This window comes from Pseudomonas frederiksbergensis, assembly GCF_001874645.1.
GTDB classification, from domain to species: Bacteria; Pseudomonadota; Gammaproteobacteria; order Pseudomonadales; family Pseudomonadaceae; genus Aquipseudomonas; species Aquipseudomonas frederiksbergensis_B.
This window is the reverse complement of the sequence record NZ_CP017886.1, coordinates 1,823,437-1,837,522: the sequence shown is the minus strand read 5'-3', so window position 1 is coordinate 1,837,522 and position 14,086 is coordinate 1,823,437. Positions and strand designations below refer to the sequence as shown.

Genomic DNA, 14,086 nt, shown 5'->3' with positions numbered 1-14,086 from the left:
CGTCGGAAAGGCCGCTGAAGATCAAAAGATCGCAGCCTGCGGCAGCTCCTACGGGAGGAGCATTGTGTCGAGGCAGGGTTAGCGCAAAAACGCCTGACGGTATTCGCCGGGTGTGCCCTTCATGGCCTGACGAAATCGATGGGTAAAATGGCTGGCGCTGGCAAAACCGCAGGCCAGTGCAATCTCACCGAGCGGTTGAGAAGTACTGCGCAGTAAATGCCGTGCGTGAGTCAGGCGGCGGGCCAACAGGTATTGATGCGGCGGCAGGCCGAAGCTTTCGCGAAACATCCGTGCGAAGTGATACTCCGACAAGGCGCACAAACCGGCCAACTGACCGAGGCTGATTGGCTCGGCCAATCGGTGATCGATGTACTCGACCAGTTGCCGACGCTGATGGGCCGCCAGCCCACCCTTGAGGCGCAAACCCTGTCGCAGGCCGACCTGGCTGAGTAACGTGTGGCTGAGCATTTCATGCGCGAGGCTGCTGGTCAGCAGGCGTTCACCGGGTTCGTCCCAGTTCAACTCAATCAACTGCCGGAAACGCCGAGCCTGAACCGGGTCTTCGAGAAAGGTGCTTTCCTGTAGTTGCAGCTCACGCGGTTCACGGTCGAGCAGGGTGACGCAGCCGAGGGCAAATTGCTCGGGGCTGAAGTACAAGTGAGCGAGGCGAATCTCACCGTTGATCACCCAGGCTGACTGGTGTTCGGCGGGCAGGATGCAGAGTTTGTCCGGGCTGCCCTTGGTGTCGGGTTGCTCGCGGCGAAAGGTCCCGGTGCCACCGGCGATGTAGCAGGAGAGGGTGTGATGACCCGGCGCTTCATAGTCCTGGGCGTCGTGATGGTTGCTCCACAGGGCTGCAGCCATGCCATCACCGAGCTCTGCGCTGTGCTCAAGGCGAGCATTGGGCGAGCGGTTGAGGGCTTGAAAGACTTGCAGGGTTTCCAGTGCGGGCATGATCGGCTCTCTCCAACGCCTTGCATCCTACTCCGTCGCCTTGCCGCTGCCAGCCTGTCTGCCGACAAAAAGCGCAAGTTTAGGCAAGTGCAGGGCCTGCCTCGGGAACAGACTGAAGGTCATCTTCAGGAGTTACCGTCATGAATCTCTCGTTATACCTGCTGACCGTGCTGATCTGGGGCACCACCTGGATCGCCTTGAAACTGCAACTGGGGGGGTGGCGATTCCGGTGTCGATCGTCTATCGCTTTGGTCTGGCGTCGCTGGTGCTGTTCGGGATGTTACTGCTCAGCCGCCGCCTGCAAGTGATGAACTGCCGTGGGCACTTGATCTGCCTGGCCCAGGGGCTGTGCCTGTTCAGCATCAACTTCATGTGCTTTCTCAGTGCCAGTCAGTGGATCCCCAGCGGCTTGGTCGCTGTGGTGTTCTCCACCTCCACGTTGTGGAATGCGTTGAACTCGCGGGTGTTCTTTGGCCAGAAAATTGCGCGCAATGTGCTGATGGGCGGCGCACTGGGGCTGTTTGGGCTGGGCTTGTTGTTCTGGCCGGAACTGGTCGGCCATACCGCCAGCCCGCAAACCCTGCTCGGCCTGGGTCTGGCGCTGCTCGGCACCCTGTGTTTTTCGGCGGGCAACATGCTTTCCAGCCTGCAACAGAAAACCGGCCTCAAACCGCTGACCACTAACGCCTGGGGTATGGCCTATGGCGCCGCGATGTTGTCGATGTACTGCCTGGTCAAAGGCATTCCTTTCGATATTGAATGGAACACCCGTTACATCGGCTCGTTGTTGTATCTGGCGATTCCCGGCTCGGTGATTGGCTTCACTGCTTACCTGACCCTGGTCGGGCGCATGGGCCCTGAACGCGCGGCCTATTGCACCGTACTGTTCCCGGTGGTGGCATTGAACGTGTCGGCTTTCGCCGAGGGCTATCAATGGACCGCACCTGCATTGGTCGGGTTGGTACTGGTCATGTTGGGTAACGTGTTGGTGTTTCGCAAACCCAAGGTGCAGGTGACGGCGGGGAGTGGCAAGTTGGCGTGATCAGGTTATAGAGCGCGGCGTTGATCAATGGTCGATCTTGAGTGCCAGGAAGATCAGCGCCGTCATCATGTAGTCGATAACGTTTCGGGTCCAGGTCATGGCATTCCACTCCTTGGAGGTGTCCATGTCGAACCATTCATTACCGACAACTTGCAAGCAAAAGTAGTAAACGAATATACCGATCATCAAACCGACAATGGCGTATTTTTTGGCTTCGTGAAACTCTTTGCGGGGGGCATGCAGTTTTTTGTAAAGCTGGTAAGCGCCCAATAAACAACAGACGGTATAAGTTATTTCAAACGTGATAATCATCCAATAGATGCGATGGTGCAGCATGGGTGAAGTGATAGCTCGATAGCGCAGTTCGTTGTTGGGGCGGGTCGTGTCCATGCTGAGTATGTGTCCGACGAATTCGTAGTTGGACGAGTAATCGGTCAAGTTGCTGAATACAATCAGCAGGCCAAATATGCCGGCCATTAAAACCATGCCAAGCTTGCTGCGCCTTATCACGCAGGCCGTGGTGAAATGAGTCATGTGACGTATTCTCCAGTTTCATGTTCTGCCGAGGACAGTTTGTGTGCGTTTGAGTTTATAACGCTGACGGTGCACGGGGCGGGAGACTGAAGTGCGAATTGTGTCGCGGGGTGTGTTGTTTATATAAATAGCGTACGAGTTGCCGGTGTTGAATGTTTATATAAGGATTGTCGGCGTTTGGTTGTTTTACTTGTGGGGCAACCCGGGAGCCGGCACACCGAAGTGGCGTGCCTGCTCATTGATCAGCCTTTCCATACCTGCGGATTAACCAGATCCTGCGGCCGCTCGCCCAGCAGGGCGCTGTGCAAGTTGGCCAAGGCGCGATGGGCCATGGCTTCTCGGGTTTCGTGAGTGGCCGAACCGATGTGCGGCAAGGTCACGGCGTTCTTCAACTGGAACAGCGGCGACTCGGCCAGTGGTTCCTTCTCGTAGACATCCAGCCCCGCACCGCGGATCCGCTGGTTCTGCAAGGCCTCGATCAGCGCCGGTTCATCGACCACCGGGCCACGGGAAATATTCACCAGAATCGCACTCGACTTCATCAGCGCCAGTTCGCGGTGGCTGATCAGGTGCCGGGTCTTGTCGCTGAGCGGCACCACCAGGCAGACGAAATCGGCTTCGGCCAGCAATTGATCAAGGCTGCGAAACTGCGCGCCGAGTTCCTGTTCAAGGTTGGCCTTGCGGCTGTTGCCGCTGTACAGAATCGGCATGTTGAAGCCCAGACGACCGCGACGGGCAATGGCCGCGCCGATGTTGCCCATGCCGACGATGCCCAGGGTTTTGCCATGCACGTCGCAACCAAACAGCGGCGCGCCGACAGTGGCCTGCCATTGCCCGGCCTTGGTCCAGGCGTCCAGCTCGGCGACACGCCGGGCGCTGCTCATCAGCAAGGCAAAGGCCAGGTCGGCGGTGCTTTCGGTCAGCACGTCCGGGGTGTTGGTGAGCATGATCCCGCGTTCGTTGAAGTAGTTCAGGTCATAGTTGTCGTAGCCGACCGAGACACTGGACACCACTTCGAGTTTGCTGGCGTTCTCCAACTGGGCCCGACCGAGCTTGCGACCGACGCCGATCAAGCCGTGAGCGTGGGGCAGGGCGTCGTTGAACTGTGCATTGATGTCACCCTGCTTGGGGTTGGGCACGATCACATCGAAGTCGTGTCGCAAGGACTCGACCATTTCGGGCGAGACACGGCTGAAGGCAAGTACAGTCTTTTTCATCGCAGGAAGGCTCGTCAGGCGGAGGAGAATGCCAAGCACGCTAACATTCTCTGGCAGGGTTTTGCGAGGGCAGAAAAGATCGCAGCCTGCGGCAGCTCCTACACGAACCCCAACCCCGTAGGAGCTGCCGCAGGCTGCGATCTTTTTCTAATTGGCCACCCGAGCCCCGGCCAGACTCCCGCTCAACTCATACGCCGCCAATTCCGCCTGATGCGCCGCCAGAATTTCCGGCAGCGACCCGCGCAGGTACTCGACCCAGGTCTTGATCTTCGCATCCAGGTACTGGCGCGAGGGGTAGATGGCGTACAGGTTCAGCTCTTGCGAGCGGTAGTTGGGCATGACCCGCACCAGGCTGCCATTACGCAGGCCTTCGATGGCGGCGTAGACCGGCAGCACACCGACACCCATGCCGCTGATGATCGCGGTTTTCATGGCGTCGGCGGAGTTCACCAGAAACGGTGAGCTGTTGATGGTGACCATTTCCTGGCCTTCCGGGCCGTCGAACAGCCACTTCTCCAGCGGAATCACCGGGCTGACCAGGCGCAGGCAGGCGTGATTCAACAAGTCGCTGGGCTTCTGCGCGCAACCGTTGGCTTTTACGTAAGCGGGTGACGCGCAGACGATGCTGTAAGTGATGCCCAGCCGTTGCGAGACGAAACCCGAATCCGGCAGTTCGCTGGCAAGCACGATGGATACGTCGTAGCCCTCGTCGAGCAAGTCCGGTACGCGGTTGGCCATGGTCAGGTCGAACGTCACGTCTGGATGGGATTTGCGATAACGGGCGATGGCGTCGATCACGAAGTGCTGACCGATCCCGGTCATGGTGTGCACCTTGAGTTGCCCGGCCGGGCGCGCATGGGCGTCGCTGGCCTCGGCTTCGGCTTCCTCGACATAGGCGAGGATCTGCTCGCAGCGCAGCAAATAACGTTTGCCGGCCTCGGTCAGGGCGATGCGGCGAGTGGTGCGGTTGAGCAAACGGGTTTGCAGGTGGGCTTCCAGGTTGGAGACCGCGCGCGAGACGTTGGCCGTCGTGGTATCAAGCTGCACGGCAGCGGCAGTGAAGCTGCCGGCTTCGGCGACACAGCTGAAGGCGCGCATGTTTTGCAAAGTGTCCATGGGGTGCTCTCGGGTGCGATGACAAATTGTGACACGAAGTTACGGAATGCTGTGACCCCGACCAAGGGATTATCTCGTTAACGGTAACAAAGATTCACAGGAATCCCGGCTTATCGCCGCACTGGCCCACCCCTAGAATTGCGCCGATCTCTGTAGAAGCTGCCGAAGGCTGCGATCTTTTGATCTTCGGCGCCTTCGAGGGCGCCAGAAGATCGCAGCCTTCGGCAGCTCCTACGGGTCGTCCCCTCCCTCTCAGGAATTTGCAGCAGTGCCGCGTCGCATCAGCAGAGAGCTGAAGACTCTCAGTGTTTGGGCTTTATCGTTAGCCATCAGCGGCTGCATCGGAACCGGGGGTATTGCCCCACAGGGCAAGGCATTCGACGCCAACACATTAGCCACCGACGAGGCCATCCAGAGCGCCGCCAAAGACGCTCACTGGCCCACCGCCCAGTGGTGGCGGGCCTATGGCGATCCGCAACTCAATCATTGGGTCGACCTCGCCGTGCAAGGCAGCCCGAGCATGGCCATGGCCGCCGCCCGTGTGCGTCAGGCCAAGTCGATGGCCGGTGTGGCCGAGTCTGCCGAGTCGTTGCAGGTCAACGGCGAATCCACCCTCAAGCGCCACAACTGGCCGACCGATCAGTTCTACGGTCCGGGTGAGCTGGCCAACACCACCACCTGGGACAACAACGCCACCCTCGGTTTCAGCTATGCCCTCGACCTCTGGGGCCGCGAAAGCAATACCACCGAACGCGCCGTCGACATGGCGCACATGAGCGCCGCCGAAGCGCGCATGGCTCAACTTGAATTGCAGAACAACGTGGTGCGCGCCTACATCCAGTTGTCGCTGCATTACGCGCAGCGGGACATCGTGGTCGCGACCCTCAAGCAACAACAGCAAATTCTCGACCTCGCGCAAAAGCGTCTGGACGGTGGCATCGGCACTCATTTCGAAGTCAGCCAGGCACAAACTCCGTTGCCGGAAACCCATCGGCAACTGGACGCGCTGGACGAAGAAATTGCCCTGAGCGGCAATCAACTCGCCGCGCTGGCAGGCAAAGGCCCGGGGGAGGGTGCACGCTTGCAGCGTCCGACGCTGTCTCTGTCCGCCGCACTGAAATTGCCCTCGGCATTGCCCGCGCAGTTGCTCGGCCAACGCCCGGACGTGGTCGCCAGTCGCTGGCAAGTCGCGGCCCAGGCGCGCGGGATCGATGTGGCGCACGCCGGGTTTTACCCCAACGTCAATCTGGTTGGCAGCCTCGGTTACATGGCGACCGGCGGCGGGGCGCTGGAGTTCCTGAGCGGTAAGAAGCTCAACTACAGCGTGGGGCCGGCGATCTCCTTGCCGATCTTCGACGGTGGGCGCTTGCGCTCGGAATTGGGCGAAGCCTCGGCCGGCTATGACCTCGCCGTGGCCAACTACAACCAGACCCTGGTCAATGCGCTCAAAAGCATTTCCGACCAGCTGATCCGCCGCGAGTCCATGGACAAGCAGCAAGCCTTCGCCGCCGAGTCGGTGGCCGCTGCGCAGAAAACCTACGACATCGCAATGATCGCCTATCAGCGCGGGCTCACCGATTACCTCAACGTGCTGAACGCCCAGAGCCTGTTGTTCAAGCAGCAGCAAGTGCAACAACAGGTTCAGGCTGCACGCTTGAGCGCCCATGCCGAATTGGTCACCGCCCTCGGTGGCGGGCTCGGCGCGGGTAACGACGTGCCGGATAACAGCAAAACCCAGGCGCCGAAATCCCCCGCCATTCTCTCTGCCCTCGATCACTGAACAGGACGCCATGACTCCCTTGCCTGCACCGCTGCGCTGGCTGTATTCCCTTGAATGGCGCCGCGGTTTTTTTGACTGGGCACGCAGTGACGGCGTGACCTGGGTCTACATCTTCAAGGTGCTGATCGCCGCGTTCCTGACCCTCTGGCTGGCCATGCGCCTGGAACTTCCGCAACCACGCACGGCGATGATCACCGTGTTCATCGTCATGCAGCCGCAGAGCGGTCAGGTGTTCGCCAAGAGCTTTTATCGCTTTCTCGGCACGTTGGCTGGCTCGGCGGTAATGGTCGCGCTGATTGCCCTGTTCGCACAGAACACCGAACTGTTTCTCGGTGCATTGGCGATTTGGGTCGGGATCTGCACGGCCGGCGCCGCGCGTTATCGCAACTTCCGCGCTTACGGTTTTGTGCTCGCCGGTTACACCGCCGCGATGGTCGGTTTGCCGGCGCTGGCGCACCCGGACGGTGCGTTCATGGCGGCGGTCTGGCGGGTGCTGGAAATCTCCCTGGGGATTCTCTGCTCAACCTTGGTCAGCGCCGCGATTCTCCCGCAAACCGCCAGCGCCGCGATGCGCAACGCCTTGTATCAGCGCTTCGGGGTGTTCGCACTGTTCGTGACCGATGGCTTGCGGGGTCGCAGCCAACGCGAGGCTTTCGAAGCTGGCAACGTGCGTTTTATCGCCGAAGCCGTGGGTCTGGAAGGGTTGCGCAGCGTCACCGTGTTCGAAGACCCGCACATGCGGCGGCGCAATGGTCGGCTCAGTCGCTTGAACAGCGAATTCATGGGCATCACCACTCGTTTCAACGCCTTGCATCAGTTGCTTGAACGCTTGCGCAGCAGTGGTACGGAACAGGTGGTGGCGGCGATCAAACCGGGCTTGCAGGACCTGGCCGAAGTGCTCGATGGCTTCTCGGGGCGTGCGCTGACGCATGCCGATGCGGCACGTCTGGCGGCGCAATTGGCGGCCTATAAAGAAGGACTGCCGGCGCGGGTGCGCAGCTTGCGGGCGCTTTTTCAGGAGAGCGAACCGAGCGACGCCGAGCAACTGGATTTCCACACCGCGTACGAGTTGCTCTATCGCTTCGTCGACGAAGTACACAGTTATGCACAGACCCACGCATCGCTGGCCGAGCACAGCCACGAACGCGAGCAATGGGACGAACCCTACACCCCGAAAACCAACGGGTTGGCCTCGGCCGCTGCGGGCATTCGGGCGTCGTTCATTCTGATTGTGCTGGGCAGTTACTGGGTCGCCACCGCGTGGCCGAGTGGCGCGACCATGACCTTGATCGCTGCGGCCACGGTCGGTCTCTCGGCGGCCACCCCGAACCCCAAACGCATGGCGTTCCAGATGGCCTGCGGAACGTTGCTCGGTGCGCTGATCGGCTTCGTCGAGATGTTTTTCATCTTCCCGTGGATCGACGGTTTCCCGTTACTGTGCGTGATGCTGGCGCCGGTGATCGTACTCGGTTCGTTCCTCACCTCACGACCGCAGTACGCCGGTGTCGGCCTGGGTTTGCTGATCTTTTTCAGCACCGGTTCAGTGCCGGACAACTTGACCGTCTACAACCCCTACACCTTCATTAATGACTACATCGCCATGGTCATGGGCATGTTGGTGTGCGCGGCGGCGGGGGCGATCATCTTGCCGCCCAACAGCCGCTGGTTATGGCGGCGACTGGAGCAAGACTTGCGCGGGCAAGTGGTGTTCGCCATCAGCGGCAAACTCAAGGGGCTGGCCTCAGGTTTTGAAAGCAGCACCCGCGATCTGGTGCACCAGGCCTATGGCTTGGCCGCCGGACAACCGCAGGTACAGAGCCAATTGCTGCGCTGGATGTTTGTGGTGCTGGAAGTCGGCCACGCGATCATTGAGTTGCGCAAGGAACAGGCGATTCTCCCGGTGCACCCGGCCTATGCCGAATCTCAACCGTGGCGCCAGGCGATCCGGGTCATGGGGCGCTCATTGGTGCGGTTGTTTCTGCAACCGAGCCAGAGCAATCTGGAGCGCAGTCTGGTGGCTGTCGACCACGCCATCAGCCGTGTCCAGGCCACCGACGAACCCTTCGCCCCGCACTTCGACACCTCCGCCCTGCGCCGGGTGAAGAGCTACCTGCATTTCATCCGCACGTCGTTGCTCGACCCGCAATCGCCGCTGGCGGCACTCGCTGCCCCTCAAGGACCTGACCATGCCTCGTGAAATTGCCTTCCACGGCGTCTACATGCCGACCATGACCCTGATGTTTTTCATCGCTGCGGCGGTGGCCTGGGCGCTCGACCGGTTTTTGTCCGGGTTTGATCTGTACCGCTTCTTCTGGCACCCGGCGCTTTTGCGCTTGAGCCTCTTCACCTGTTTGTTCGGCGCCCTCGCGCTGACTGTTTACCCTTGAGACCGATTCGATGAAAAAGCTCTTCAGTCTGCTCGCGACCTTGTTGGTACTGGCCCTCGCGCTGTGGATCGGCCGGACCCTCTGGGTGCATTACATGGACACCCCGTGGACCCGCGATGGCCGGGTGCGCGCCGACATCATCAACGTCGCCGCCGACGTCACCGGCGAAGTGATCGACGTGCCGGTGCGTGACAACCAACAGGTCAAAAAGGGCGACCTGCTGATGCAGATCGACCCTGAGCATTACCAGATCGCGGTGAAACAGGCGCAGTCGCAGGTGGCTTCGCGCAAAGCCACCTGGGAGATGCGCAAGGTCAACGCGCACCGCCGCGCCGACCTCGACAACCTGGTGATCTCCAAGGAAAGCCGCGACGACGCCAGCAACATCGCCGACTCGGCGCTGGCCGACTACCAACAGGCCCAAGCTCAGCTGGAAGCGGCCGAGTTGAACCTCAAACGCACCAAAGTACTGGCAGCAGTGGACGGTTACGTGACGAACCTCAACGTTCATCGCGGCGACTACGCGCGCATCGGCGAAGCGAAAATGGCCGTGGTCGACATGCACTCGTTCTGGGTCTACGGCTTCTTCGAAGAAACCAAACTGCCCCACGTGCGCGTCGGCGATAAGGCCGACATGCAATTGATGAGCGGTGAAGTGCTCAAGGGCCATGTCGAAAGCATTTCGCGCGGCATCTACGACCGCGACAACCCGGAAAGCCGCGAGCTGATCGCCGACGTGAATCCAACCTTCAACTGGGTGCGTCTGGCCCAACGGGTGCCGGTGCGGATTCACATCGATGAAGTCCCGGACGGGGTGCTGCTGGCGGCGGGGATTACCTGCACGGTGGTGGTCAATCAGGTTGATCAGCAATAGCGCCTGAGCTGAAACGACAAAACCCGCCAGCCTTGTGAAAAGGCGGCGGGTTTTGTTTTGTTCGGGCAGGGAAATACGCGATGAACGATAACGCCGTCTACCTGACGAGCCCCAAATTCGTAGCAGCTGTCGAGCCTGCGAGGCTGCGTTCGAGGACGTAGTCCTCGCAAATCCTGCATACGCGGTTTACCTGAAAGAACGCGCTGCCTGATTTCACGACCGCTTCGCGGCCGAACGCAGCCTCGCGGGCTCGACAGCTGCTACGGGCGCCGGGCTCTTATCCGCTACTGCGGTGAATCCGGTGGATCAAGGTGATCCAGCGCCCGATTCACCGCCAACTCGGCCAGCGAAATCATCTGCTGAATCGCCAATGCGGTATTGCGCTTGGGGCCTTCAAGCTCAAACGCCAGATCGCTGGCCATGACATTCACCGAGGCGAGCGTCTCGCAGGCGTGGGCCAATAGGGTTTCAGAGTCGACGTCGGGGGCTATGACAAAAATGCAGCCGGGACGTCGGTCGGTTAACAATGCCTTGGTCTCAGGCAGTACCAGGTAATGATCGAGCGCACGGTGTGCGGCGGCGTGGAGTTCTTTTGAATCGAGGGAGGCGTAGGGAGAGGTGCTTTCGGTTTCAGTGGGATTGGGGGTAGCTTTAGACATAGTGATGCTCCAATAGGTTGAGTCACTCCTATGAGATATCCGGGCTACCACACCCGATCGCTGAATGGGCAGCGACCCGAAAAGGTTATCCGTCCCTCATCTCCCAGCGCAACCGTCAAAACGTGTCGGAACCGTCCTCAGAAGCGCGGGCCATTGTCCTTCAAAAACCTACACGACATAAACGTCCTTTTATTCCGGTTCCGGGATAAATGAATCCGTTTCTCTCCCAGGATCAAAAGATCGCAGTCTGCGCCAGCTCCTACGCCGAATGACATGCACCGCGTAGGAGCTGCCGAAGGCTGCGATCTGTTGATCTGTTTTCTTGTTCAACCCTGGCAATACGTCTCATGCAAATGCCGCCACAGCAGCGCGCCTGACGGCAGCTTTTCAATCACTGCCGTCGCACGCCGATCGTTCAGCACGCCGCTCGCATCGGATTGCAGTTCGCGATAGCTGACGGTGGCGCCGCTTGCGTGTTGGTCAATCCCGCGCAGTTCGCTCAGGCCGATTCGCAAGCCCGGGCGAGCACCACCGAGTTTATCGAACAGCTCGCTCAAGCCCGGATAATCCAGCGCGTTGCCGCCGGGCACGATCATCGAAAACTGCGGCGAGAAGCGCGCCAGCAACTGCGTCAGTACGCCTTTGTCGGCCGTGCCGGAAAACCATTGCTCGATGTCGACGAGGGTCTGGGTCACTTCGTTGAAGTAGGGGGTGTAGTCGGTCATGTTCTTTCCTTGAATTGAGCGCAGGGTAGGAGCGTCGGTGTTCTAAACGTTTAAAGCTGGCCAGTCAGGCCAAACCGCTTCATCAACCCGCATTCCAGCAACCCCTTGGGCAGCAACCCCGCCAGCAGCGGCAACGCTCGACTGCCATTGCCCAGGCGCAGCAAGCGCGGCGGTTTGCTGTGCTGCACGGCTTTGAGCAGGTCAGCCGCGAACTGCGAGGCTGGGGTCGGGTTGTCCTGGGAAGCCTTGGCCCGAGCGCGAATTCCCTCGCGCAGCGGCCACCAGGGCGATTGTTCGCTGATCAGCAGTTCGGCTTCAAGGCCTGCGTTCCTGGCGAAACTGGAGGCGATGGCGCCGGGCTGGACTTCCATCACCCGGATACCGAAGGGCGCCAGTTCCATGCGCAGCGCATCGCTCAAGGCATGCACCGCGGCTTTCGAGGCGCAATAGGCACCGGCGAACGGTGTGACCAACACACCGGAGACGCTGCCGATATTCACCACCAGGCCTCGGCTGCGGCGCAATACCGGAAACAGCGCGCGGGTGACACCGACCACGGCGAACACGTTGGTTTCGAACTGGCGTTGCATCGCCGCTACACCGCCGTCGAGCAGTGGTCCCATGGCGCCGTAACCGGCGTTGTTGATCAGCACGTCGAGGCCGCCGTGTTGCTGATTAATGCGTTCGCTCAAGTGTTCGAGTGCCGGCCCGTCGTTGACGTCCAGCTGCACGGCGGTAAAACCGGCGTCAGCCAGAACCGCCACGTCCTCAGCCTTGCGCGCGGTGGCCAACACCTCGAAACCGGCGTTTTTGAAGGCGTCGGCCAAGGCGCGGCCAATGCCGCTGGAACAACCGGTGATTAACGCGATGGGCATGGCGCGGTCCTTGTGCAAAAAGAGGGGGAAGGGGAAGGATCAGTCAGAGAAACTACCCTGCAAACGCTCGGCGCGAAACTCCAGGGTTTGCGGACGATAACCGGGGCGCAGCGGCGGCATCGGCAAACAGTCCTCCCAATCGGCGCCGGCCTGCAATTCACCGGGGCCGCGGTAGCGGGGGGCGGCGTATTGATTGTCCGCCAGGTTGACCGTGTCACCCGGCGCATAGGCAGCGATCCGCCAGCGCAGTTCAGTCAGCGGCACGTCGTTGCCGTTGTTCAGCTTCAGCAGCAGCGGGCGATCGGCCGGGCAATGTTCCGGTGCATAGCTGATGCGCAACTCCAGCCGCGCCAGTTGCTTGATCTCGCGGTTGTCCAGCCATACCACCCACACGGCCACCAGCCCCAACCCGATGGCCGCTGCCAAAGAGACCGGCAAGGCCTTGGCCGGATAGCGCAGCAACAGGAACAGCCAGGTGATGACCAGCAGGACGCCAATGAACATGCAGCGAAACCTCGGAAGGGGAGACGGTCATGCTACCTAAGCGTAGATGGGATTGGCGATGGCTGAGAGCCGCCGCAGCGCTAATCGGCTGCGGCAAAGACCAGGGAAAAGGTGGGCGAGACGTATCAGTCGTCGCCCACCGATTTCGGATGCGTCGCATCAGACTTCGTCAGGATGATTGATATAAGGTGCGTTTCTTTCCTGAATGTTCAGGTTGAAAACCAAGGGCGCTCCACCTTTGTCAGCAATATAGATGTAGGGGGAGTCGTGGACGTTATGTACATGCATCAATCCCGAGTTTCTAACTTGCAAGTAGATGCGGGTTCTGTCTTTGTTTAAATGATCAAGAGTGAGGGGCTTGCCGTTATTATGTAGCAGATGAAAAGTTTCTGATCCGGTTGGAGGGAATGCTCCAATTAGCCCTTCTTCACTGGTGCTGAGGCATTTTCCATAATATGAACCGGGTGTTCGAATATAGAGTCTGTAGCCGAGGTTGGTGTGCCTGAAGTAAAGCGTTAGTCGAGGTCTGGCATCGATTGGGGCTTCGGGGCGCAACCCCAGGAAGTGTGAATCGTCCCGTTCTTGTGGGCGCCCGGTAAAAAAGCCACCGCTGAACAAGGTAGATGTAACTATCGTCCGCTTGCCGTGCATCACGTCCAGGAAGTGCAATAGACTGGTTTCAGTGCCAAGGGTCGCAATAAAAGTTTTTTGCCGATCTGTAGTCATGAGATATTCACGGTATGAAGTCATTAAGCCGCACCGCGGCTCAGAATTTCGAATTTGAAATCCAAGGGCTTTGCGCGGACTATTCCTGTGCAAACGAGGCCGCCCACAGGGGTGTTGCCGCGCACACTCAGAGTGCGACCGCCCCTGGTCTGGATCCTGAGAGTCGGGTTCCCGTTGCCGATCTGGTCAAGAGTGATAATGCGTCCGTTCTGATCAAGCAAGTTGTAGGTTGTCTGCGCCGAGTCAGGGCGAAAGGCGCCGATGAAGTCCTTGTCTTCGTTGCTCAATGCATAGCGGTGATACAGGCTGTCGGTGAAAAGATAGATGGAGTAGTAGTCGTCAATGCAATAAAAGTAAAACTTGAGCTGCTGGAACGGCGCGTCAGACTTTACACAAAGATAATTGGAAACATCCATGATGGCATCAAATGACCAAGTGTCGTAATCCGGTTTTTTGACGTGGGTGGTTTTGCCATGAGTTATTTTTGGAATGTGCAGATTGCCGTAGTTGGTTTTCATTGTGGCAACAAAGGAGCGTTCTTTGTTCTGGCTCATAGTGTGTATTCCATTTTTGTTGTTGGGTGTTGACAGTCTCGAGTGTGCTCGGCTGGCTGTTAAGCTAACAGTAAGATGGTTTTAATGAGTGGTTGTTTGGTGAATGGATGTTTCAGTAGTTGCTGCTTTAAAGAGTGCG

The 14,086-nt window shown here is 59.4% G+C and carries 14 protein-coding genes and 1 pseudogene; 5 read left to right on the top strand and 10 right to left on the bottom strand.

Features of this window, described 5'->3' with window-relative positions:
* Window positions 1-78 precede the first annotated feature (78 nt).
* Window positions 79-954: a helix-turn-helix domain-containing protein gene (locus BLL42_RS09135; RefSeq protein ID WP_071551766.1), complete on the bottom strand. Its 876-nt coding sequence runs from the start codon at window positions 952-954 to the stop codon at window positions 79-81.
* 140 nt (window positions 955-1,094) lie between these two features.
* On the opposite strand from BLL42_RS09135, the pseudogene BLL42_RS09130 reads away from it, so the two are divergent.
* Window positions 1,095-1,996 (top strand): annotated as a pseudogene (locus BLL42_RS09130) (DMT family transporter).
* A gap of 24 nt (window positions 1,997-2,020) precedes the next feature.
* Here BLL42_RS09130 and BLL42_RS09125 read toward each other — a convergent pair.
* The 3 genes from BLL42_RS09125 to BLL42_RS09115 form a co-directional block, all read right to left on the bottom strand.
* On the bottom strand, window positions 2,021-2,530 hold the full coding sequence (locus BLL42_RS09125) for a DUF2165 family protein (protein ID WP_071551765.1): 510 nt from the start codon (window positions 2,528-2,530) through the stop codon (window positions 2,021-2,023).
* Between the two features lie 242 nt (window positions 2,531-2,772).
* Complete coding sequence (locus BLL42_RS09120) at window positions 2,773-3,747, bottom strand: 2-hydroxyacid dehydrogenase (RefSeq protein WP_071551764.1); 975 nt, start codon at window positions 3,745-3,747, stop codon at window positions 2,773-2,775.
* A gap of 147 nt (window positions 3,748-3,894) precedes the next feature.
* Window positions 3,895-4,863 carry a LysR family transcriptional regulator gene (locus tag BLL42_RS09115; RefSeq protein ID WP_071551763.1) on the bottom strand — a complete coding sequence of 323 codons (969 nt, stop codon included), beginning with the start codon at window positions 4,861-4,863 and terminating at the stop codon, window positions 3,895-3,897.
* Window positions 4,864-5,131: 268 nt separating this feature from the next.
* Here BLL42_RS09115 and BLL42_RS09110 point away from each other — a divergent pair, with 268 nt between their 5' ends.
* The 4 genes from BLL42_RS09110 to BLL42_RS09095 are packed head-to-tail and all read left to right on the top strand — an operon-like array spanning window position 5,132 to window position 9,904.
* On the top strand, window positions 5,132-6,643 hold the full coding sequence (locus tag BLL42_RS09110) for an efflux transporter outer membrane subunit (protein WP_071551762.1): 1,512 nt from the start codon (window positions 5,132-5,134) through the stop codon (window positions 6,641-6,643).
* Between the two features lie 10 nt (window positions 6,644-6,653).
* The gene (locus BLL42_RS09105) at window positions 6,654-8,840 is read left to right on the top strand and encodes an FUSC family protein (protein ID WP_071551761.1); all 2,187 of its coding nucleotides are present in this window, start codon (window positions 6,654-6,656) and stop codon (window positions 8,838-8,840) included.
* A complete protein-coding gene (locus BLL42_RS09100) occupies window positions 8,830-9,030 on the top strand; it encodes a DUF1656 domain-containing protein (protein WP_019691945.1) in 201 nt (66 codons plus the stop codon). The genes BLL42_RS09105 and BLL42_RS09100 overlap by 11 nt, the downstream gene beginning before the upstream one ends.
* Window positions 9,031-9,040: 10 nt before the next feature.
* Window positions 9,041-9,904, top strand: a complete 864-nt coding sequence (locus tag BLL42_RS09095; protein WP_071551760.1) for an efflux RND transporter periplasmic adaptor subunit — start codon at window positions 9,041-9,043, stop codon at window positions 9,902-9,904.
* A 284-nt stretch (window positions 9,905-10,188) separates the two neighbouring features.
* On the opposite strand, the gene BLL42_RS09090 is transcribed toward BLL42_RS09095, so the two are convergent.
* From BLL42_RS09090 to BLL42_RS09070, 6 genes are all read right to left on the bottom strand, one after another.
* A complete protein-coding gene (locus BLL42_RS09090) occupies window positions 10,189-10,563 on the bottom strand; it encodes a DUF6124 family protein (RefSeq protein WP_071551759.1) in 375 nt (124 codons plus the stop codon).
* A gap of 326 nt (window positions 10,564-10,889) precedes the next feature.
* The gene (locus BLL42_RS09085; protein WP_071551758.1) at window positions 10,890-11,288 is read right to left on the bottom strand and encodes a DUF4440 domain-containing protein; all 399 of its coding nucleotides are present in this window, start codon (window positions 11,286-11,288) and stop codon (window positions 10,890-10,892) included.
* A 50-nt stretch (window positions 11,289-11,338) separates the two neighbouring features.
* The gene (locus BLL42_RS09080) at window positions 11,339-12,163 is read right to left on the bottom strand and encodes an SDR family oxidoreductase (RefSeq protein WP_071551757.1); all 825 of its coding nucleotides are present in this window, start codon (window positions 12,161-12,163) and stop codon (window positions 11,339-11,341) included.
* 39 nt (window positions 12,164-12,202) lie between these two features.
* Window positions 12,203-12,667, bottom strand: coding sequence for a multidrug transporter (locus BLL42_RS09075; protein WP_071551756.1), 465 nt, complete (start codon window positions 12,665-12,667; stop codon window positions 12,203-12,205).
* Window positions 12,668-12,826: 159 nt separating this feature from the next.
* On the bottom strand, window positions 12,827-13,417 hold the full coding sequence (locus BLL42_RS29585) for a hypothetical protein (RefSeq protein WP_129586942.1): 591 nt from the start codon (window positions 13,415-13,417) through the stop codon (window positions 12,827-12,829).
* Window positions 13,417-13,947 (bottom strand): hypothetical protein, encoded by a 531-nt coding sequence (locus BLL42_RS09070; RefSeq protein ID WP_071551755.1) that lies wholly within the window; start codon window positions 13,945-13,947, stop codon window positions 13,417-13,419. Before BLL42_RS09070 ends, BLL42_RS29585 begins: the two co-directional genes overlap by 1 nt.
* Window positions 13,948-14,086 lie beyond the last annotated feature (139 nt).